Annotated in this window: 19 protein-coding genes; 5 read left to right on the top strand and 14 right to left on the bottom strand. The window is 54.0% G+C overall.

All coding sequences use genetic code 11. The annotated features are described in order from the left end of the window. Window position 1: 1 nt before the first annotated feature. The 3 genes from DFO57_RS06615 to dnaB form a co-directional block, all read right to left on the bottom strand. Window positions 2–616: a YitT family protein gene (locus tag DFO57_RS06615; RefSeq protein WP_110015194.1), complete on the bottom strand. Its 615-nt coding sequence runs from the start codon at window positions 614–616 to the stop codon at window positions 2–4. A gap of 195 nt (window positions 617–811) precedes the next feature. Next, on the bottom strand, window positions 812–1,303 hold the full coding sequence (locus DFO57_RS06610) for an Lrp/AsnC family transcriptional regulator (protein WP_110015193.1): 492 nt from the start codon (window positions 1,301–1,303) through the stop codon (window positions 812–814). A gap of 125 nt (window positions 1,304–1,428) precedes the next feature. Next, window positions 1,429–2,835, bottom strand: a complete 1,407-nt coding sequence (gene dnaB, locus DFO57_RS06605) for a replicative DNA helicase (RefSeq protein WP_013024164.1) — start codon at window positions 2,833–2,835, stop codon at window positions 1,429–1,431. Window positions 2,836–2,931: 96 nt separating this feature from the next. Here dnaB and DFO57_RS06600 point away from each other — a divergent pair, with 96 nt between their 5' ends. Then, on the top strand, window positions 2,932–3,915 hold the full coding sequence (locus tag DFO57_RS06600; RefSeq protein ID WP_015701265.1) for a quinone oxidoreductase: 984 nt from the start codon (window positions 2,932–2,934) through the stop codon (window positions 3,913–3,915). Window positions 3,916–4,096: 181 nt separating this feature from the next. Here DFO57_RS06600 and pspG read toward each other — a convergent pair whose 3' ends face one another. From pspG to DFO57_RS06585, 3 genes are all read right to left on the bottom strand, one after another. After that, on the bottom strand, window positions 4,097–4,363 hold the full coding sequence (gene pspG, locus DFO57_RS06595; RefSeq protein WP_014606942.1) for an envelope stress response protein PspG: 267 nt from the start codon (window positions 4,361–4,363) through the stop codon (window positions 4,097–4,099). A 162-nt stretch (window positions 4,364–4,525) separates the two neighbouring features. After that, window positions 4,526–5,521, bottom strand: coding sequence for a tRNA dihydrouridine(20/20a) synthase DusA (gene dusA / locus DFO57_RS06590; protein ID WP_110015192.1), 996 nt, complete (start codon window positions 5,519–5,521; stop codon window positions 4,526–4,528). A gap of 98 nt (window positions 5,522–5,619) precedes the next feature. Further along, on the bottom strand, window positions 5,620–6,891 hold the full coding sequence (locus DFO57_RS06585) for a conjugal transfer protein TraF (protein ID WP_013024160.1): 1,272 nt from the start codon (window positions 6,889–6,891) through the stop codon (window positions 5,620–5,622). Between the two features lie 428 nt (window positions 6,892–7,319). Here DFO57_RS06585 and zur point away from each other — a divergent pair, with 428 nt between their 5' ends. Next, window positions 7,320–7,841: a zinc uptake transcriptional repressor Zur gene (gene zur, locus DFO57_RS06580; RefSeq protein ID WP_013024159.1), complete on the top strand. Its 522-nt coding sequence runs from the start codon at window positions 7,320–7,322 to the stop codon at window positions 7,839–7,841. A 70-nt stretch (window positions 7,842–7,911) separates the two neighbouring features. On the opposite strand, the gene DFO57_RS06575 is transcribed toward zur, so the two are convergent. The 4 genes from DFO57_RS06575 to DFO57_RS06560 form a co-directional block, all read right to left on the bottom strand. Further along, window positions 7,912–8,124, bottom strand: a complete 213-nt coding sequence (locus DFO57_RS06575; protein WP_014606944.1) for a CsbD family protein — start codon at window positions 8,122–8,124, stop codon at window positions 7,912–7,914. 171 nt (window positions 8,125–8,295) lie between these two features. Continuing rightward, a complete protein-coding gene (dinF, locus tag DFO57_RS06570) occupies window positions 8,296–9,618 on the bottom strand; it encodes an MATE family efflux transporter DinF (protein WP_105079056.1) in 1,323 nt (440 codons plus the stop codon). Window positions 9,619–9,728: 110 nt separating this feature from the next. Next, entirely contained in the window at window positions 9,729–10,343 is a 615-nt protein-coding gene (gene lexA, locus DFO57_RS06565) for a transcriptional repressor LexA (RefSeq protein WP_014606946.1), read from the bottom strand. 106 nt (window positions 10,344–10,449) lie between these two features. Beyond that, a complete protein-coding gene (locus DFO57_RS06560; RefSeq protein ID WP_110015191.1) occupies window positions 10,450–10,818 on the bottom strand; it encodes a diacylglycerol kinase in 369 nt (122 codons plus the stop codon). A gap of 128 nt (window positions 10,819–10,946) precedes the next feature. Here DFO57_RS06560 and plsB point away from each other — a divergent pair, with 128 nt between their 5' ends. After that, on the top strand, window positions 10,947–13,373 hold the full coding sequence (plsB, locus tag DFO57_RS06555; protein ID WP_014595060.1) for a glycerol-3-phosphate 1-O-acyltransferase PlsB: 2,427 nt from the start codon (window positions 10,947–10,949) through the stop codon (window positions 13,371–13,373). A gap of 129 nt (window positions 13,374–13,502) precedes the next feature. Here plsB and ubiA read toward each other — a convergent pair whose 3' ends face one another. The 3 genes from ubiA to psiE form a co-directional block, all read right to left on the bottom strand. Next, window positions 13,503–14,387, bottom strand: a complete 885-nt coding sequence (gene ubiA / locus DFO57_RS06550) for a 4-hydroxybenzoate octaprenyltransferase (protein WP_029569358.1) — start codon at window positions 14,385–14,387, stop codon at window positions 13,503–13,505. An 11-nt stretch (window positions 14,388–14,398) separates the two neighbouring features. Further along, window positions 14,399–14,911, bottom strand: a complete 513-nt coding sequence (ubiC, locus tag DFO57_RS06545; RefSeq protein WP_072136291.1) for a chorismate lyase — start codon at window positions 14,909–14,911, stop codon at window positions 14,399–14,401. 84 nt (window positions 14,912–14,995) lie between these two features. Then, window positions 14,996–15,406: a phosphate-starvation-inducible protein PsiE gene (psiE, locus tag DFO57_RS06540; RefSeq protein WP_013024151.1), complete on the bottom strand. Its 411-nt coding sequence runs from the start codon at window positions 15,404–15,406 to the stop codon at window positions 14,996–14,998. Between the two features lie 627 nt (window positions 15,407–16,033). On the opposite strand from psiE, the gene DFO57_RS06535 reads away from it, so the two are divergent. Together DFO57_RS06535 and DFO57_RS06530 are read left to right on the top strand one after the other, a co-directional pair. Then, window positions 16,034–16,846 carry an alkaline phosphatase family protein gene (locus DFO57_RS06535; protein ID WP_014595057.1) on the top strand — a complete coding sequence of 271 codons (813 nt, stop codon included), beginning with the start codon at window positions 16,034–16,036 and terminating at the stop codon, window positions 16,844–16,846. Window positions 16,847–17,243: 397 nt separating this feature from the next. After that, window positions 17,244–18,869, top strand: a complete 1,626-nt coding sequence (locus DFO57_RS06530; protein ID WP_014606950.1) for a Na/Pi cotransporter family protein — start codon at window positions 17,244–17,246, stop codon at window positions 18,867–18,869. A 48-nt stretch (window positions 18,870–18,917) separates the two neighbouring features. Here DFO57_RS06530 and panS read toward each other — a convergent pair whose 3' ends face one another. Further along, entirely contained in the window at window positions 18,918–19,838 is a 921-nt protein-coding gene (gene panS, locus DFO57_RS06525) for a ketopantoate/pantoate/pantothenate transporter PanS (RefSeq protein WP_013024148.1), read from the bottom strand. Window positions 19,839–19,875 lie beyond the last annotated feature (37 nt).

Raw genomic sequence — 19,875 nt, 5'->3', positions numbered from 1 at the left:
ACTAAACCCTGTACCGCCCGGGGCGATGGTTCATTGCGATAATCACATTAAGCACCACCGCACCGGCTACAGAAGCAAGCAACATTGGCAGGCTGACGACAAAAAGTGACGCCAGCACGACGCAGGTATCTACCGCCATTTGCAGTTTACCTGCGCGGATATCGAAACGATCCTGTAACCACAGCGCCAGAATATTGATTCCACCCAGGCTGGCTTTGTGACGAAACAACACTATAAACCCAATCCCCATGATGACGTTACCGAACAATGCCGCATAAAAAGGATTCAGCGCGGAAAAATGCATAAACAGCGGGTGCAGGTGGGTAAAAAGCGACACCAGTCCGACGGCACTGAACGTTTTCAGGGTAAATTCCCAGCCCATCCGTTTTACGGCCAGCCAGTAAAACGGGATGTTAATGAGAAAAAAGGCGCTGCCAAAAGACATGGGCGACAGGTAGCTGATTAAAAACGCGAGGCCTGCCATGCTGCCGGTCAGCGCGCCCGCCTGCTTCAGCATAATCACGCCGAACGACACCATTAACGTGCCGAGCAGAATTGCAAGCGCATCTTCAAGACGAGAGTGGGGAATATGAGCGGGTTGTACAATGTTATCCATGATGCTGTCTCAGTACGGGTAATGACGCACTGATGCAATAACTGCGCCAGCCGGGCTGCGCTGGCAACAGGTTGACAGAAGATCACCGTTCTCGCCCGTCCGGGCGGGGACTTTCGTGCAACACCGACTTATTTTATGCACAGATAGCGCAAAATCAGGCGGTTTATCGCGTTTAATCTGCACCAAAATGGCATATCATGCGCTTTTTTGGCGCACAGCCGGTTCCGCACTCATCATCATGCCATTCTCTTTCAGTCTGCCTAGCACGACCGACGTTTTGACATGGGAAACGCTCTGGTGCCCGGCTAAAAGCTGACTGATTAAGGCACTGAGCGAGGCTAAGTCAGCTACCGCGACTTTAAGCAGATAGTCGGCATCGCCGGTGGTTTTATAAGCATCAACAATGGCCTCTTCCCGTTCCACCATTTGATGAAAGCTCTCAACATAGTCTGCAGTATGGTTGATCAGGCGCACTTCGATTAGCCCAACCATGCCAAGACCGACGGCGTCGGGCGACAAACGCGCATGATAGCCAAGAATAAGGTTTGCCTGTTCAAGATTGATACGGCGGCGTGAGCATTGCGATGCAGAAAGACCCACTAAATCACTGAGTTCCTGATTAGTAAGGCGGCCATTGGATTGTAACAGAGTGAGGATTTTCAGATCGTAATCGTCTACATGAGTCATGCTGTTTCCATCGCGTAAAGTGTTGCTTTACTACAGATAACCCGATTATCTGCAGGCTTGTCCAACACTATTTCGCACGGCGGGGGCGGACATGCACAGATCGTGCATGTCCGCATGCAGCAGCATTACTCGTCGTCGTATTGCGGCCCAGCGTAGTTATCGAAACGCGACCACTGACCGTTAAAAGTGAGGCGAACGGTACCGATGGGGCCGTTACGCTGCTTACCCAGGATGATCTCGGCAATCCCTTTAAGATCGCTGTTTTCGTGGTAGACCTCATCGCGATAGATAAACATGATCAAGTCGGCATCCTGCTCGATCGATCCGGATTCACGCAGATCGGAGTTCACCGGGCGTTTATCTGCGCGCTGCTCCAGAGAGCGGTTTAACTGGGATAAGGCCACCACCGGCACATTCAGCTCTTTTGCCAGCGCTTTGAGTGAACGCGAAATCTCCGCGATTTCCAGCGTACGGTTATCTGACAGTGCCGGTACGCGCATCAGCTGCAGGTAGTCGATCATAATCAGGCTCAGTCCACCGTTCTCACGGTAGATACGACGCGCGCGCGAACGCACTTCGGTTGGCGTCAGGCCTGAAGAATCATCGATATACATATTCTTCTTTTCCAGCAGGATGCCCATGGTGCCTGAAATCCGCGCCCAGTCTTCATCGTCGAGCTGGCCGGTACGGATGCGCGTTTGATCCACGCGCGACAAGGAAGCCAGCATACGCATCATGATCTGCTCGCTGGGCATTTCCAGACTGAAAATCAGAACCGGCTTGTCCTGCAACATCGCGGCATTTTCGCACAGGTTCATGGCAAAGGTGGTTTTACCCATAGACGGACGGGCAGCCACAATAATCAGGTCTGACCGTTGAAGCCCGGCGGTTTTCTTATTCAGGTCCTGGTAGCCGGTATCCACTCCGGTGACACCATCATGCGGCGTCTGATACAGCGACTCAATGCGAGAAACGGTCGCTTCAAGAATCTGCTCGATGTTCTTTGGGCCGTCATCTTTATTGGCCCGGGCCTCTGCAATCTTAAATACGTTCGACTCAGCAAAATCCAGCAGATCTTCACTGCTGCGCCCTTGCGGATCGTAACCGGCATCGGCGATCTGATTTGCCACGGCGATCATTTCGCGCACCACGGCGCGTTCGCGCACGATATCGGCATAAGCGCCGATGTTCGCAGCACTGGGCGTATTTTTGGCCAGCTCAGCCAGATAGGCGAAACCGCCTGCCATTTCCAGTTCGCCCCGCGTTTCGAGCGATTCTGACAGGGTGATCAGATCGATTGGCTTACTGTTTTCCAGCAGGCGCTGCATCTCGGAAAAAATCAGACGGTGCGAGCGATTAAAGAAATCATTAGCCACGACGCGTTCGGACACATTGTCCCAGCGCTCGTTATCCAGCATTAACCCACCCAGTACCGACTGTTCCGCTTCCAGCGAATGCGGGGGCATTTTCACGCCTTCCAACTGGCGATCCTGCGTTTCGTTCGATTTGTTGGTGGGTTTATTTCCTGCCATAGTGAATGCATTACCGATCTTCTGTGGGGACGCGCAAGTATACCTCAGTTAAGGGGCGCGCCTCACCCTCATGATGAAACAATCACAGGAGTAAGAATGGCAAAGCGTATTCAGTTCAACGCACACGGCGGTCCCGAGGTCTTAAACTGGGTCGATTTTGAGCTTGCCGATCCCACCGAGCATGAAATCCAGGTAGAGAATCGCGCGATTGGCATTAACTATATTGATACCTACGTGCGCAGCGGTTTGTATCCAACGGGCCATTTTCCCTCGGGGCTGGGCACCGAGGCGGCCGGTGTCGTCACCCGCGTCGGTTCGGCCGTTACGCGCTTCACGCCCGGCGATCGCGTCGTATATTGCCAGGCGGCGCTGGGCGCTTACAGTGAACGCCACAATGTAGCTGAAGAGCGTCTGATGCTGTTACCAGACGCAATTAGCTTTGAGCAGGCAGCCGCCAGTTTCCTCAAAGGCCTGACCACACAGTATCTGCTTCGTCAGACCTACAAGGTAAAACCGGATGAAACGTTCCTGTTTCATGCGGCGGCCGGTGGGGTTGGGCTGATTGCCTGCCAGTGGGCGAAAGCGCTTGGCGCACACCTGATTGGCACCGTCGGCTCTTCAGAAAAAGCGGCGCGGGCAAAAAACGCCGGCGCCTGGGCCACCATTAACTACCAGCAAGAAGATATTGCCCAGCGCGTCATGGAACTGACCGCAGGCGAAAAGGTTGGCGTGGTATATGACTCCGTGGGTAAAGCGACCTGGGAGGCCTCGCTCGACTGTCTGCGCCGTCAGGGGCTGATGGTGAGCTTTGGTAATGCTTCGGGTCCGGTGACCAATATCGATCTCAGTATCCTAAACAAAAAGGGATCGTTGTTCGTGACCCGGCCCTCCCTGTTTGGTTACATCACCAATCGCCAGGAACTGGAGACAGCCAGCGCTGAGCTGTTTTCTTTGCTGGCCAGCGGTGCGATTAAGGTCGATGTGCCAGAACAGCAACAATTTGCCCTTAAAGACGCCAGTAAGGCACATCAGGTGCTGGAAAGCCGGGCCACGCACGGATCGAGCCTGTTAATTCCGTGAAATAAAAAGGGCTTCCCGCAGGAAGCCCTTCTTTTATTTTTCATTCGCACTGATGTAGGGGCAGAAGCGATGAACAGATTATGAAATCACGCGAGCCATCCTGACAGAAAATATAAGTAAAAAGTATGGTCCGCAGCCATTATCTTACCGGCAATCTCTTAACCTGTGATCTCGCCCACATTTAGTACCGGCCATCTCTTTCCAGTCGGCTGAAGCGGCGTTTGAGCCTGTTGCGTCGACGTGTGTCTTCATCAGTAAAAAAGCGGCGATAAAGCCACACCGCTGCCACCGCCAGTATGAGCCAGGGCAGAACGTGTACGATAAGCGCAAACACGCCACCGATAAACATCACCACCGTCGCGACGATCAGGGCAGCAATGACGCCTAACAGGGACACGCCGGTGAATAACAGCATCAGGAAAAAACCCAATACAAAAAGTATGTCCATTTTGGTGCTCCTCGTTATCAATAGATTATTTATTACAAGAAACGTGCCAAAGGTTAACTTTTTGATTTTAAATAAGATAACAGAATAGCCCCAGCCCAAGGATGATGAAATTCACCAAATTATGGTGTTAAAAAAACCAGCCTGATGGCTGGTTTGGCAGAACTAGGCTTCCTGAGGAATTTTGTCGGCGACCAACGCCAGCGCCGCCTCTAGCACGCGGACGTCAGCGCCAGGTTTGTGCGCATTTTCACTAAGATGACGACGCCACTGACGTGCACCAGGAATGCCCTGGAACAGGCCCAACATATGGCGCGTGACATGGCCGAGATAGGTGCCTTTCGACAGTTCTGCCTCGATATAAGGATACATCGCGCGCACCACCGCAACCGGATCGACAGCAGGACGGTCGCGGCCAAATAATTCACGATCCACCTGTGCGAGGATACCGGGGTTTTGATAGGCTTCGCGGCCCATCATGACGCCATCCAGGTGCTGAAGATGCGTTTTCGCTTCTCCAAGCGTTTTAACGCCGCCGTTAATCGCAATCGTTAACTGAGGGAAATCGCGTTTTAACTGGTAAACACGTGGGTAATCCAGCGGTGGGATCTCACGGTTCTCTTTCGGGCTGAGTCCGGAAAGCCAGGCTTTGCGGGCATGGATAATAAAGGTGTCACAACCACCGCGTTCGGCAACCGTGCCGATAAAGTCGGTAAGAAAAGCATAGCTGTCCTGATCGTCAATGCCGATGCGCGTTTTAACCGTTACCGGGATATCCACCACATCGCGCATCGCTTTGATGCCGTCAGCCACTAAGCCAGCTTCCGCCATCAGGCAGGCGCCAAAACGACCATTCTGTACCCGGTCTGACGGGCAACCGACATTGAGGTTCACCTCATCGTAACCGCGCTGCTCTGCCAGCGCCGCACACTGCGCCAGGGCTACGGGATCGCTGCCGCCCAACTGCAATGCGACCGGGTGCTCCTGCTCGTTGTATGCCAGATAATCGCCTTTGCCATGAATAATCGCGCCCGTTGTTACCATCTCGGTATACAGCAGCGTGTCAGCCGTAAGCTGGCGATGGAAATAGCGACAGTGACGGTCAGTCCAGTCGAGCATGGGGGCAATGGAGAAGCGTTGGGATGAAAAAGTATCGGTCATGAAGCGCAGTCGGTCCGGTGGTTAACAGTGATGATATTCTGCGCAAGGATAGCATAAGGGCGGGCGACAAGGTATCGCCCGCCCGTGAATGGCGGAGATTAGAAATTAAATCCGAGCTGAGCCATCGCGCCCCAGGTATTGTTTTGGCCTACCGAACCCGCCAGATCCAGGTGCACAGAATTATTGAATGGTGACAGGCCGAAACCGGCTGTGGCTACGTTCTCATCAGTCGAACGCATGTCCGCGCGGTAACCAGCACGTAACTGCAGCCAGTCCAGTACACGGTATTCCGCACCGACGCCAGCGTACTGGCTGTTTTCCTGCGATTTAAAACGGTGGGTTTCAGTGAGGTCAACATCGCCTGTCAGGGTAACGGGACCTTTATCCCAGGCTAAACCCGCGGTTACTAACGGCCGGATTTCGTAAGTATCGCGGTAGCCGTTCACTTCTTTCGTTTCCAGATCGCGGGAAACCAGGTTTTGTCCGGTCACGCCCAGCGTCCAGTTTTCAGCAAACACTGTCGCCATGCCGGCATCAATGTTGAAGCCACTTTCCGTGCTGCGGTAGCGGCCATCGCGTAAATCGTTTTTGTCGTAGTTATAGACGCTGGCGGAATAGTTATACAGCCAGGTTTTTTGCAGCTTGGGTGTAATGCCAATTGAAACCGGCTGACCGGCGATGGTGAATTCATGCGCAACGGCAATACCATAATCCGTATTCAGTGCAGCCAGCCCATTGGCACTGGAACCCAGTAAGTTTTGGATATTAGCCAGCCCAAAGGGACCGCCAGGAATACCTGCAAAGCTGCCATCAGCAACGCCCTGCAGTATGACAATGTCGCCCTCTTTTACGTTTGCGCGTACATGTGCTGTACCGTAAGCCTTAGTCACAAAAGCAAAAGGCAGGGTTTCGTTAGGGATGGTTACGGCGATCGCCACGCCCGCTGTGGCATTGGCTTTGTTACCGCGTAGGTCCCGGAGCGTATTCGCTAAGTCGCCTGACGCGGCCTGTATCTCAGGAATACGACGCAACAGCTCAAACCCCGATGCATTTTCGAACAGATCCTGATAGCGATTCACTGTGTCAGTGATGTTATCGATCTTATCGACCATCTTGTCTTTGTCGGTGATTTGCGCACCGGCACTGGGAATAATGATGCTGACATCGTCATCAGGTTTCGCTTTGGTCATCAAGGCCGGGTTGGCCAGAACGGCTGATCCGTAGGTCGACGACGCCACGCCTGTTCCACCCATGGCATCGTTACGGGCATCATACCAGGTTCCTGCGGCCAGCGCGGAAGATGAAAAAACCAGGGCATTGAACACTGCAGGAAAAACCAGAACGGAACGTGGTACGGTTAATTTTGCCATTTGCTTATCATCACCTGAAATATTGCCGTCAAAACATTAACGACTGAATAGTTTGTTAGCTCCATTGTGGAGGATTGCTAACGCTTTATTGCTGTGAATTCAGAGTAAATAGTGGCGCAATTCCGTGGATTGATTATTTTTCGATCCGATATGTGCAGTTACCGCCAGAAAAGCTTCAGGCAAATCCGGTCTGAGCCAGCACTTTATTAAGAACATTTAAACATTAGTGCTTAACTCAGTGAGATGTAAAGTAAAAGTAAAAAATATCTATAAACATTCTGAAATACACTGGTCTCAGGCGGGTTGTTGCCGGGGGAAAACAGGGGGGAAAAGCGGCCAAAAAGGCAGGCTTAGGGACTCCTGGCGAGGTTCAGCGTCAACATAATTATTGTGATAAGATAACATCACCTGTCCAGCGGAGAACTTTCATGTCAACCATGACGCCAGAGCAAATTATGACCCAGGCTGAGAAGCTGTGTTTACAGCGCGGTGTCCGCCTGACAACACAGCGAGCAGAAGTGCTGAGGTTGATGGCCGGACAGCCTGGCTCAATCAGTGCCTATGATCTGCTTGATCAGCTGCGGGTTAGCGAGCCACAGGCAAAACCGCCCACCGTTTATCGCGCGCTGGATTTCCTGCTGGAGCAGGGATTTATTCATCGGGTGGAGTCAAATAACAGCTACGTAATGTGCCATCACTTCGAAGCGCCTGCACACACGTCGGTTATGCTGGTGTGCGATCGCTGTGCTGGCGTGACCGAAAAGCAGGCTCAGGGCGCGGAGCAGATCATCGCCTCTTTGGCTGAGGAAGCCCATTTTATCCTCAGAAATAGCGTGATCGAAGCGCATGGTTTATGTGAGAACTGTGCTGAAGTTGAGGCGTGTGAACAGCATGAACATTGTGATCACGACCATCACACTGAAGGGAAAAAGCGCGGTAAGCGGAGCTAGTTTGCACATCCTTGTGCGGTGGCCGGCATGAGCGTACCGACCCGGGTAGGAGCGTCCCTGAAAAGCGTGATTACCAGCGGTAATCTTTGTTAGAACCTTCCCAGGCCGTTACTTCCTTCTCCGCTTCTTCTTTTGCGTAGCCGTAACGTTCCTGGATTTTACCGACCAGCTGATCGCGTTTACCTTCAATGACTTGCATGTCATCATCGGTCAGCTTGCCCCATTTCTCTTTCATTTTTCCTTTGAACTGTTTCCAGTTACCACTCGCTTCGTCTTTATTCATTGCAGACCTCCACGTTATCCTTCGGTTTCGCATTATCTTGCAGTTAAGCAAAATCACGATATAAAGCGCTGGTCATCAGCGCCATTCAAAGTTAATTGTAGTAGGTAATTTCAGGATTGCCGGAAAAAATGAAAATATTATGTATCCTGCGTCATAATTCCGGCTGAGCGGTCAGGCATTGAACCAGGTGCCATTACGCCAGTGCTTCCGCCAGACCAGCCACAAGGATAAGCCACGCAGGGCCAGGAAAACGGCGATAGCCAGCCACAAACCATGGTTGCCCAGCCAAGGCAGTGTCGTGAGCGTCAGGAAATAACCCAGCGCAGCCACTGCCATGCTGTTACGCATTTCTCTACCCCGCGTTGCGCCAATAAACATGCCATCCAGCAGATAGCACCAGACGCCGATCAGCGGTAACACCATCTGCCAAATCAGAAAACTATCGGCCGCCTCTTGCAGTGCACGAATAGAAGTCAGCAAAGTCACGATCTGATAGCCAAAAAAAGCATAGGCCAGCGAGAAAAACAGCGCCACTAACAGGGCCTGGCGACAGGCAGACAACCATACCTGCTGCAGTCGGCTACCGTCTTTTGCCCCGTGTGCTTCGCCAGCAAAGGCCTCGACGGCATAGGCAAAGCCGTCCAGGGCATAAGCGGTAAAAGTGATAAACATCAGAAGGATAGCATTTACCGCTACCACATCCGGGCCAATACGGGCACCCAGTACGGTCAGCGAGGCAAAGCAGAGCTGCAAGAGCAATGAGCGCAGTAAGATATCGCGGTTAAGGCGAAGAAGGCGGTGAATATCGCCACGCCAGCTGCGGGCGAGCATATCAAACCTGATACCACGGAGCCTTAATACGCGCCACACCATTGCCATACCGACCAGCAACGTCGCGTATTCTGCCAGCGCGGTGGCGGTGGCAGCACCGGCCACGCCCCAGTGCAGGCCCAGAACCAACCAAAGATCTAACAGGATATTGATGACATTCCCCACCACCAGCAGGATGACGGGTGCCCGGGCATACTGAACGCCCAGCAGCCAGCCCAGGATTACCATGTTAGCCAGCGTTGCGGGCGCGCTGAGCCAGCGAATATGAATAAACAGAGCAGCCTGTTCCAGCACCGACGGATCCCCACCGACAAAGCGGGTCGCCAATGCGGTGACGGGATAGCGGAGGAAGATAAACAGGATGCCGACCACCAGGGCGATGATCAGTGGCTGTGTCAGCGCACGCGCCAGCGCGGTCTTATCGCCCGCACCGAATGCCTGTGCCGTTAAGCCCGTAGTGCTCATGCGTAGAAAAAGCAGCAACATGAAGACAAAGCTGGTGACGGTCGTGCCGACGGCGACGCCGCCCAGATAGATCGGACTGTCGAGATGGCCAATAACGGCCGTATCGACCAGGCCGAGCAAAGGAACCGTAATATTTGACAGGATCATGGGCAGCGCTAACCGCCACAGTTTTTTATCGGTAGCCGTCAGAAAGCGCATTCGTGAATCCGTGCGATGAACCGCCGGGGTTTCAGGTCAACCCACAGCGGAAAAGTAAGGACAAGCAGGGGAATAGTAAGATTGACGAAAGCCGACAATCTTAACCGGTTTTACAGCCACTCACCGTTACGCACAATGCCCACGGCCAGACCTTCAACGGTCAGTGACTGGGCACGGGTGTCAACAACGATAGGCTCGAAATCATTGTTTTCAGGTAAGAGATGCACCACAGAACCCTGCTTTTTCCAGCGTTTTACCGTGACTTCGTCATCGATGCGCGCCACCACAACCTGACCATTGCGCACGTCCTGCGTTTTGTGTACGGCCAGCAGATCGCCATCCATGATGCCGATGTCTTTCATTGACATACCGCTTACGCGCAGCAGGAAATCCGCTGAAGGCTTGAACATGTCGGGATCCACTTTGTAATGCGTTTCAATGTGTTCCTGGGCCAGTAATGGCTCACCGGCGGCAACACGACCGATCAGCGGCAGGCCGTCTGATGGCTCTTCTTCCATTAACAAACGGATACCGCGGGACGCACCAGAGACAATTTCAATCACGCCTTTACGCGCCAGTGCTTTCAGGTGTTCTTCGGCCGCATTGGGCGAACGAAAACCGAGTTGTGCAGCAATTTCTGCACGCGTTGGCGGCATGCCTGTTTGATTAATGTGGTCGCGAATCAAGTCGTAGACCTGTTGCTGCCTGCTGGTTAATGCTTTCATCCCGCCCCCTGGTTGTTTATACAGTCGCTGTGAGTATATACAGGTATTGGTGAAATGGAAACCAAAACTCAGGTCAAAATCAGTTATTTGAGCCGAGATGGAACGCTTATCGCAAATGCGACCAAAGCAGCGTTCCCCAGACAAAAAGGGCCAGTAATATTGCGATAAAAACGGCAGCGGATCCCATGTCTTTTGCCCGCCCGGCAAGCGGATGACGCTCCTGGCCTGTGCGGTCTACCACGGCTTCTATCGCGCTGTTCAGGACTTCGACAATAATCACCAGCACGACAGAACCAATCATCAGGATGCGCGAAACAGTATCGACATCCAGCCAGCAGGCCAGGATAATCGCCACCACTGCGGCAACCGCTTCCTGACGAAAAGCGGCTTCGTGCTGCCAGGCAGCACGCAGACCTTGCCATGAATAGCCGGCTGCTTTCACAATACGGTTAAAGCCGGTGGCATTATTTGTCATAATAAAGGAACTCTTTTCAAAGGATTGACGTCAATATTGGGCAGCGCACAATTGTCGCTGTCACAGATTTTTGCTGCGCTTTCTGATAAGCTTGCGCCGCTTTGCTAACAAGAGGCTTCATATTGTCTATGTCAGGTTGGCGTATACTTTTTTATAAATTACTGAATTTACCCCTTTCGTTTCTGGTAAAGAGTAAGGCTATTCCGGCCGATCCCGTATCCGAACATGGGCTAGATCCTACCCGGCCTATTATGTATGTCCTGCCTTATGATTCAAAGGCCGATCTCCTCACTTTGCGTGCGCAGTGCATCCGGCACGATCTGCCCGATCCGCTCTCACCACTGGAGATTGACGGGGCCCTGTTGCCGCGCCATGTCTTTATTCACGACGGTCCGCGCGTGTTCCCCTATTTCGTGCCCAGCGTCGAGTCGGTAAAAATCTTCCACGAATATCTTGATCTGCACCGCAGTAATCCTGAGCTTGATATTCAGATGTTACCGGTTTCAGTTATGTTTGGTCGTGCACCTGGCCGGGAAGTGCAGGGTGAAGACAATCCACCGCATTTGCGCTTGCTTAACGGCGTACAAAAATTCTTTGCCGTGCTCTGGCATGGACGTGACAGTTTTGTGCGCTTCTCACCGACCGTCTCTCTGCGTCGTATGGCGACTGAGCACGGCACGGATAAATCCATCGCCCAGAAACTGGCCCGGGTTGCCCGTATCCACTTTGCCCGTCAGCGTCTGGCGGCTGTTGGCCCGCGCCTTCCCGCGCGCCAGGATTTGTTCAACCGCCTGCTGCAATCGAAGGCGATTGAAAAAGCGGTAGAAGACGAAGCACGCAGTAAAAAGATTTCCCATGAGAAAGCGCAGCAGAACGCCATCGAGATGATGGAAGAGATTGCCGCCAACTTCTCCTATGAAGCCATTCGCGTGACGGACCGGGTAATGGGCTGGCTCTGGAGCCGCCTCTATCAGGGTATCAATGTGAACGGCGGTGAGCGCGTGCGTCAGTTGGCGCAGGACGGACACGAGATCGTTTATGTGCCCTGCCACCGCAGCCACATGGATTACCTGCTGCTGTCTTACGTGCTGTATCACCAGGGGCTGGTACCGCCGCACATCGCCGCCGGTATTAACCTGAATTTCTGGCCTGCCGGGCCGATTTTCCGCCGTCTGGGTGCCTTCTTTATTCGCCGTACCTTTAAGGGCAACAAGCTCTACTCCACCGTTTTCCGCGAATATCTGGGCGAGCTTTTTACCCGCGGCTATTCCGTCGAGTACTTCGTTGAAGGCGGCCGTTCACGTACTGGCCGACTGCTGGATCCTAAAACCGGGACGTTATCCATGACGCTGCAGGCCATGTTGCGCGGCGGTACGCGCCCTATCACGTTAGTGCCTATTTACATCGGCTATGAACACGTCATGGAAGTGGGAACCTACGCGAAAGAACTGCGCGGTGCCGTTAAAGAGAAAGAAGGCTTTATGCAGATGGTGCGCGGCTTGCGCAAGCTGCGTAACCTCGGCCAGGGATACGTGAATTTTGGTGAGCCGCTGCCGCTGATAAATTATCTGAACAAGCGCGTTCCTGAATGGCGGGATTCTATCGATCCCATTGAAGCCCAACGCCCGGGTTGGTTAACCCCAACGGCGAATGATATCGCGGCCACCATCATGGTGCGAATCAATGAAGCCGGCGCGGCGAATGCCATGAACCTGTGCGTGACCGCCCTGCTTGCTTCACGTCAGCGCTCACTAACTCGCGAGCAGCTGATTGAGCAACTGGAGTGCTACACCCAGTTGCTGCGCAATGTGCCCTACTCACCGGATGCAACATTGCCAGACATGTCCGCCGAAGCCTTGCTGGACCATGCCCTTAGCATGAACAAGTTCGAGAGTGAGAAAGACAGTATTGGTGACATCATTATTCTGCCGCGCGAGCAGGCCGTGCTGATGACCTACTACCGTAATAACATTCATCATATGCTCGTGATGCCAGCGCTGATTGCGGCGATTGTGCAGCAGCACCGTAATCTGAGCGAAGCCGAACTGCTGCGTCAGGTCAGTCTGATTTACCCCATGCTGAAGAGCGAACTGTTCCTGCGCTGGAGCAATGACCAACTGCCGCAGTTGCTCACTGATTTGTGCCAGGAACTGACGCGTCAGGGGCTGATTACCATTGAAGCGGGCCTGCTGTCGTTCAATACCGCGCGTTACCGTACGCTTCAGCTGCTGGCCGCAGGTGTACGTGAGACGCTGCAGCGCTACGCCATTACTTTCTCCATCCTGAGTGCCAAGCCCACCATCAACCGTGGCACGCTGGAAAAAGAGAGTCGTACCCTGGCGCAGCGTCTGAGCGTGTTGCACGGCATCAACGCGCCGGAGTTCTTTGATAAAGCGGTGTTCTCCTCACTGGTGCTCACACTGCGTGATGAAGGCTATATCAGCGACAGTGGCGATGCAGACGTGGCGCAGACGCTGGCGACCTGGCATATCCTGGCTGAGCTGGTTACCAGCGATGTACGCATGACCATTGAGAGCGCTGTCGCGCACGATTAACGAGTCAGCGACAACGAAAAAGGCGACCATTGAGGTCGCCTTTTTTATCCGCGTGCTGGCATGGCGCAACTACCCGCTTTGACCCACTTTCCAATCCACAAGCTAGCTGTGATGTCCTGTCAATGGCGTTTAAAGAAGCTGTGAAAACGGCGGCGTATTCATTAGCACGCCCAGAAACAGAACCAGTCCTACGTAGTTGTTGTTCAGAAAAGCGCGGAAACAGGCCTGGCGATCGCGCTCTGCGATCAGCTTTTGCTGATATACAAACAGCCCGCCAGCCAGCAATAGTGTCCAGTAAAACGCCCCGTTCAGATCCAGAATCATCCCTACCCACGCCATGAGTACCAGCGTCGCCAACTGCAGCAAACCAATAATGAATTTGTCGTAGCGGCCAAACAGTATCGCCGTTGATTTAACGCCAATCTTCAGGTCATCATCGCGATCGACCATGGCATATTGCGTGTCATAAGCCACCGTCCAGCAAATGTTAGCCAGAAATACCAGCCAGCAGACAAGAGGTAAGGACTCACTAACTGCCGACCATGCCATGGGAATCGCCCAGCCAAACGCCGCGCCAAGCACCACCTGCGGCAAATGCGTATAGCGCTTCATAAACGGATAGACCCAGGCCAGTGCCAGGCCCACGACCGAGAGCATGATGGTCATCAGGTTCATGCTCAGCACCAGGGCAAAGGCAATCAGTCCTAACACCACAAATAAGTATTTGGCCTCTTTCGCGGTGACGGCACCGCTTGCCAGCGGCCGGTGCTTCGTGCGCTCGACATGACCATCGACCTTGCGATCGGCATAATCATTGATGACACAGCCTGCGGCGCGCATAACAAATACCCCGGCGACAAACACCGCCAGTATGTGTAGGGGCGGAACAGCCATCTTTGCCAACCACAGCGCCCACAATGTTGGCCACAGCAGCAGCAGAGCGCCAATCGGCTTATCAATGCGCATCAGACGGCTGTAAGCCTGCCATTTCGTCATGTTTTGTGTGTTCTGCACAGGTCAAACCCTTAACCTTGATCACGATAGAGCGGCGAAGCCGGTAAAAACAGTTCCGTTAACAGCAGCGGTTTCCCTGACAGTCGCAGGCGCGAGCGGCGTCCCCAGAGCGCATCAACGCGGCCAGGTTCAATGAAATCGCGGGTCAGCGTTGAGGACGAGAACAGGTAACGCCCCAGCGGGCGCGTACCGAGTTGCTGTAACATCGCTTCCGGGCCGTTGAGGGTACTTTCTGGCACCAGCGTGCGCCCTGCCAGCCAAGGTTCCTCATCCCCGTAGAGAATGACTTCTCGCAGCCAGAAACGCTGCTCGGCAGGGAGTAATGCCCCTTCATCGCCGAGTTCATCGGCGGAGATAAAGCCCTCACGTACAGGTTCCACCCTGACCTTCTGGCAATGCTGTTCAAAACGTCGCGTCATGGAATCCTCTTCCATTAGCCAGTCACGAAGCGGTTGCGTCAATGCGGCATCGTCCAGCGCTAGCCAGTTAAGTGAACGTAACGAACGGAGCGGGTCTTGCGTCATGGCACTTTCCCCTAAAAATTTTCAGAGAGGTAGTTTAGCGCAGAGCGATACGAGGAACACCCGTCCTGAATGCTGAGAACGTGATTACTCGCGTTTAAGCCGGTTACTGTTTGCCAGCCACAGCGTGATCACCAGCAGCAGGATGGCCGCAGAGTAGCACAGCGTATCAAAGGGATTTTTATGGTCGACGATGATCAGCCTGATGATGGCCGTAATCCCGATATAGACAAAATAGCGCAAGGGAAAATGGTAGCCCGACTGAAAGTACTTCACGATGAGTGCAATGAACTCAAAGTAGAGAAAATAAATCACAATGCCCTCAATTAGCAGGTAGGAGGACGCCTGCTCACCGGTGCTAAACAGCACATTGGCCAGATGTACCGTCTCCTTGCCCAAAAATACCATCAAAATGAAGGCCAGGATCAACAGCCCCGCGTTCAGCACCCACTGCATCAGGCGCGCAATCTTCTGTGCTGCAGGATTTTTATCACTCATGTCACGCCTCGAGAATCGAATGGAGTTCGGTTAGCGTTATCATGCTTTAGTGTGACCTAAATCACAATATAGCCGTCAGGCTTACCGCATCCGCTGCCCTCTCCGACACAACGTTGAGACGTGCCGTGTTCCCTGTCAGGCAGGGTGAATTCCGTCTCCCAAAGGCGGAATGACACAGCTGTACAGGCCGTTTTTTTATTGCTGTGTTGCTGCGGCTCACATCGGCCCGTTACGGCGGCTGATTTTCGCCGTGCCGCGGGTTGTTAAGCCTGTCATCCATTTTTCATATCTGCAGACTACATTGGCTCGGCTTTTGCGAACGACGGCGTCAGACAATGCTTTCACCGGCGTCTCTGGATGAAGGCGTTTACTGCCCTGAGCTGGCGCGTGGCTTCTGTCCTCTGGCAGTGAGCAGAGTCAGGTGGCCGCAAAAAACGCGATGCAGTACGCGAGACGTCACCAGAAAGCAGACGGCTCGCAATAAGTTAGTGTGCGCACACTATCAAAATAGATCCTTCGCAGGCGGTAATGAGACGTGAAATCAAAGCCTGTCACCGCGTCAGATAACCTCACAGTGATCCCTGAGGGCTCAGACGCGCAAATTCAGCGGCGCAGCAAGGAGAAAACATGAAAACGATTTTGGTGATTTTGGACGGCCTGAGTCACTACGTTGCTCAACATGCTATGGGTTACCTGCATGCGGAATGCGCCCAGGACAGAGGGCATTATTACAGCCTGACCTGCGAGCTACCCTCGCTGTCACGTCCGCTGTATGAATGTATTCTGACCGGCGTTGCGCCGGTGCAGAGTGGCATCATTCATAACGACGTTAACCGTATGAGCCGCGAACGCAGTGTGTTTCACTATGCGCGCGATGCCGGACTGACCACCGCCGCCGCCGCTTACCACTGGATAAGCGAGCTGTATAACCGCACCCCTTTCGTCCCGGCACGCGATCGCCACACTGAGGCCCCGACCCTGCCTGTTCAGTTTGGTCATTTTTACGTCGATGACAGCTATCCAGACTCGCACCTGTTTGAAGATGCCGAGAGTCTTCGGTTACGTTACAACCCGGATTTCCTGCTGATTCATCCGATGAATATCGATCATGCCGGACATCAGCATGGCCTGTCTTCTGCGCAGTACCGTAACCGCGCGCGCATGGCGGATGGCTATCTGTCGCAGTGGATGCCCGGCTGGCTAGCAGAAGGCTATCAGGTCGTCGTCACGGCCGACCACGGGATGAACGACGACCGGTCGCACGGTGGCATGCTGCCAGAAGAAACGACCGTTCCGCTGTTTGTGTTTGGCGAGGGATTCTCGCTAAGGCCCGGCCTGGCGCCTCAACAAACCGAGCTTTGTGGCACCCTGTGTTCACTGCTTGATGTGCCCCATGATAAGCCAGTCCATCATGCCCTGCTGGCGGGCTCAGCATACTGAAGCTGGCGCCCTTCCCCGTGCGGCGGAAGGGTTAAGAACATGAACGTCTTAAACCCGCTCCTGTGCTGACCTGCCAGGGTCAGCAACCGGGTATCACCCGCAGCCCTCTCCGGCCAGCCCCGCGCCCACTGAACGTCTCTGCCTGTGCGATGCGCTACCGCTGACCGTCCAATCGGCCTGAAAAGGCTCGCCCGGTAAACGAAGCGGTGCGCGCAGGCCGGATTTGTCCATGCAGATCGCCAGAGTAGTCTACATTTAGAGATGTCGACGTTGCGCAGGTTGTTTAAAACACTGAAAAAAATTGCACAGCGTCCGGCAATCACGTGATCAGATTGCGTTCTCCATCAGGCTGGCAATCTGAACCGCCTGAAGCCTGATGGTTAAGGAGCCACTATACGTGTTAACCCTGCTTAACTTACTCTCTGCCGTTGCGCTTCTGGTATGGGGCACGCACATTACCCGCTCCGGAATTATGCGCGTATACGGTGCCGATTTGCGCCGGGTGCTCAGCCGCAGTGTAGAAAAGAAACCCATGGCGTTCCTGGCCGGCATTGGCGTGACCATGCTGGTACAAAGCAGCAATGCCACCACGCTGCTGGTGACCTCATTTGTGGCCCAAAACCTGGTGAGCCTGACACCGGCATTGGTGGTGATATTGGGTGCTGACGTCGGGACAGCCATTATGGCGCGCGTCCTGACGTTTGATCTCTCCTGGCTTTCACCACTGTTTATCTTTTTTGGCGTAGTGTTTTTCATCAGCCGCAAACAAACCCGCGCAGGACAGCTTGGACGTACCAGCATTGGTCTGGGGCTTATCCTGCTGGCGCTGCAGTTGATTGTCGAAGCCGCCAGGCCAATCACCCAGGCCTCGGGCGTACAGGTGCTGTTTTCCAGCTTAACGGGTGATGTGATGCTGGATGCCTTGATCGGCGCGGTCTTTGCGATTATCAGCTACTCAAGCCTGGCAGCGGTGCTGATTACGGCCACCCTGACGGCAACGGGCGTGATCGCCTTTAAGGTGGCGTTGTGCCTGGTGATTGGCGCTAACCTCGGCAGTGGTTTACTGGCCGTCATCAACGGCAGTGGCTCCAACGCGGCGGGTAAACGCGTGGCGATGGGCAGCCTGCTGTTTAAGCTGATTGGCTGCGTATTGATTCTGCCCTTTGTCGATCCGGTTGCGGTATGGCTGGACAAGCTGCCGGTGAACGACGAAGAGCTGGTGATCTTCTTTCACGTTTTCTACAACCTGATTCGCTGCGTGGTGATGGTGCCGTTCGCCGATGCCATGGCGCGTCTGTGTTGCCGACTGATTGCTGACGATGCCGAAAGCGATACCACGCTGAAACCCAGGCACCTTGACAGCAGCGCGCTGGATACACCGGCACTGGCGTTGGTTAACGCGGCGCGCGAAGCGTTGCGCATGGGCGACGTGCTGGAGCAGATGCTGGACACGTTTCTGCAAGTGGTTCGTGGAGAAGCACGTGCGGAACGTCGCGTGCGGCGGCTGGATGATGACGTCGATGTGCTCTACACCGCCATCAAACTCTATCTGGCGCGCATGCCCAAAGAGGATTTATCAGAGCAGGATTCTCGCCGTTGGGGAGAAGTGATTGAAATGTCGCTAAACCTGGAAATGGCAGGCGATATCATTGAACGCATGAGCGGCGATGTCGCCGATAAGTCTCTTGCCGCGCGGCGGACCTTTTCGCCAGAAGGCATGAAAGAGCTTGAGTCACTCTACGAACAGCTGGTTGAAAACCTGCGGCTGAGCCTGTCGGTTTTCCTCTCGCACGACGTCACCAGCGCGAAGCGGTTGCGCCGAGCCAAACACCGTTTCCGCCTGAAAATACGCCGTTATTCCCATTCACACGTCAATCGCCTGCACCAGCAGAATGTGCAGAGCATTGAAACCAGCTCACTCCATCTGGGCCTGCTGGGTGATATGAAGCGGCTGAACTCCCTGTTCTGCGCAGTGGCCTACACGGTGCTGGAACAGCCGGATGACGAAAGGGACGGGGATTAATTTACAGGGGCCATCCGGCCCCGTGATATCGGTTGTACAGGCAAAAAACTACTTCTTTTTCTCAACAGGTTTACCCGACCAGTAACCCGCCAGCAGTGAACCGGACAGGTTATGCCAGACAGAGAACAGGGCGCCCGGCAGCGCTGCCAGAGGAGAAAAGTAAAGTTTGCCCAGCGTTGCGGCCAGTCCTGAGTTTTGCATACCGACCTCAAGCGCCAGCGTGCGGCAGGTGGACTCATCAAAGCCAAACAGTTTACCGCCCCAGTAGCCTCCCAGCAGACCAATGGCATTGTGCAGGATGACCGCTGCAATCACCATGACACCGACTGAGGCAATAAAGCCCTGGCTACCTGCCACTACGGCGCTGATGATCAGCAGAATACAGAGCATGGAAAAGGCTGGTAGATAGGGCTCGATCCGGCGCACCACGCTGTTCATGGTGTGATGAATAATCAGGCCTAACCCGATAGGGATCACGACGATCTTCACGATGCTCAGTAGCATCCCAGCGACATCAACCTGAATGTGCGTATCCACGTAAAAGCGCGTCAGCAGCGGCGTGGCAAACACGCCCACCAATGCTGACACCGACGAGATCGTCACCGACAGGGCCACATCGCCTTTAGCCAGATAGATCATTACGTTAGAAGCGGTTCCACTGGCAACGCTGCCCACCAGAATCATCCCCGCAGCGAGATCCGGCGGCATATGAAACAGCTTAGCCAGCGCCCAGGCGGCCAGCGGCATGACCAGATAGTGTAAGAAGGTGCCGGCAATAACCGGCGCCGGGCGCGTCAGCACGCGTTTAAAATCATCAATGTTCAGCGTTACGCCCATGCCAAACATAATCAGCATCAGCAGATAAGCGACCCATGGACCGATGCCAAGAAAGGTTGTGGGTGAATAGTAGGCAGCGACAGACAACAGAATTGCCCACAAAGGAAACAGACGAGTTAAGGTGGCAAGCATAAACAGATATCCTTATGAGCGAGTGAGGGACTACTGT

Origin of the sequence: Pantoea sp. AG702, assembly GCF_003182295.1 — a bacterium.
Lineage (GTDB): Bacteria > Pseudomonadota > Gammaproteobacteria > Enterobacterales > Enterobacteriaceae > Pantoea > Pantoea ananatis.
The sequence above is the reverse complement of the archived record's forward strand: the minus strand, read 5'-3'. Positions and strand labels throughout refer to the sequence as shown.

What these genes read in the sequence shown, in the direction of transcription:
- DFO57_RS06615 (WP_110015194.1), bottom strand. Translation starts at nt 616, where the DNA reads ATGGATAACATTGTACAACCCGCTCATATTCCCCACTCTCGTCTTGAA.
- DFO57_RS06610 (WP_110015193.1), bottom strand. Translation starts at nt 1,303, where the DNA reads ATGACTCATGTAGACGATTACGATCTGAAAATCCTCACTCTGTTACAA.
- dnaB (WP_013024164.1), bottom strand. Translation starts at nt 2,835, where the DNA reads ATGGCAGGAAATAAACCCACCAACAAATCGAACGAAACGCAGGATCGC.
- DFO57_RS06600 (WP_015701265.1), top strand. Translation starts at nt 2,932, where the DNA reads ATGGCAAAGCGTATTCAGTTCAACGCACACGGCGGTCCCGAGGTCTTA.
- pspG (WP_014606942.1), bottom strand. Translation starts at nt 4,363, where the DNA reads ATGGACATACTTTTTGTATTGGGTTTTTTCCTGATGCTGTTATTCACC.
- dusA (WP_110015192.1), bottom strand. Translation starts at nt 5,521, where the DNA reads ATGACCGATACTTTTTCATCCCAACGCTTCTCCATTGCCCCCATGCTC.
- DFO57_RS06585 (WP_013024160.1), bottom strand. Translation starts at nt 6,891, where the DNA reads ATGGCAAAATTAACCGTACCACGTTCCGTTCTGGTTTTTCCTGCAGTG.
- zur (WP_013024159.1), top strand. Translation starts at nt 7,320, where the DNA reads ATGTCAACCATGACGCCAGAGCAAATTATGACCCAGGCTGAGAAGCTG.
- DFO57_RS06575 (WP_014606944.1), bottom strand. Translation starts at nt 8,124, where the DNA reads ATGAATAAAGACGAAGCGAGTGGTAACTGGAAACAGTTCAAAGGAAAA.
- dinF (WP_105079056.1), bottom strand. Translation starts at nt 9,618, where the DNA reads ATGCGCTTTCTGACGGCTACCGATAAAAAACTGTGGCGGTTAGCGCTG.
- lexA (WP_014606946.1), bottom strand. Translation starts at nt 10,343, where the DNA reads ATGAAAGCATTAACCAGCAGGCAGCAACAGGTCTACGACTTGATTCGC.
- DFO57_RS06560 (WP_110015191.1), bottom strand. Translation starts at nt 10,818, where the DNA reads ATGACAAATAATGCCACCGGCTTTAACCGTATTGTGAAAGCAGCCGGC.
- plsB (WP_014595060.1), top strand. Translation starts at nt 10,947, where the DNA reads ATGTCAGGTTGGCGTATACTTTTTTATAAATTACTGAATTTACCCCTT.
- ubiC (WP_072136291.1), bottom strand. Translation starts at nt 14,911, where the DNA reads ATGACGCAAGACCCGCTCCGTTCGTTACGTTCACTTAACTGGCTAGCG.
- psiE (WP_013024151.1), bottom strand. Translation starts at nt 15,406, where the DNA reads ATGAGTGATAAAAATCCTGCAGCACAGAAGATTGCGCGCCTGATGCAG.
- DFO57_RS06535 (WP_014595057.1), top strand. Translation starts at nt 16,034, where the DNA reads ATGAAAACGATTTTGGTGATTTTGGACGGCCTGAGTCACTACGTTGCT.
- panS (WP_013024148.1), bottom strand. Translation starts at nt 19,838, where the DNA reads ATGCTTGCCACCTTAACTCGTCTGTTTCCTTTGTGGGCAATTCTGTTG.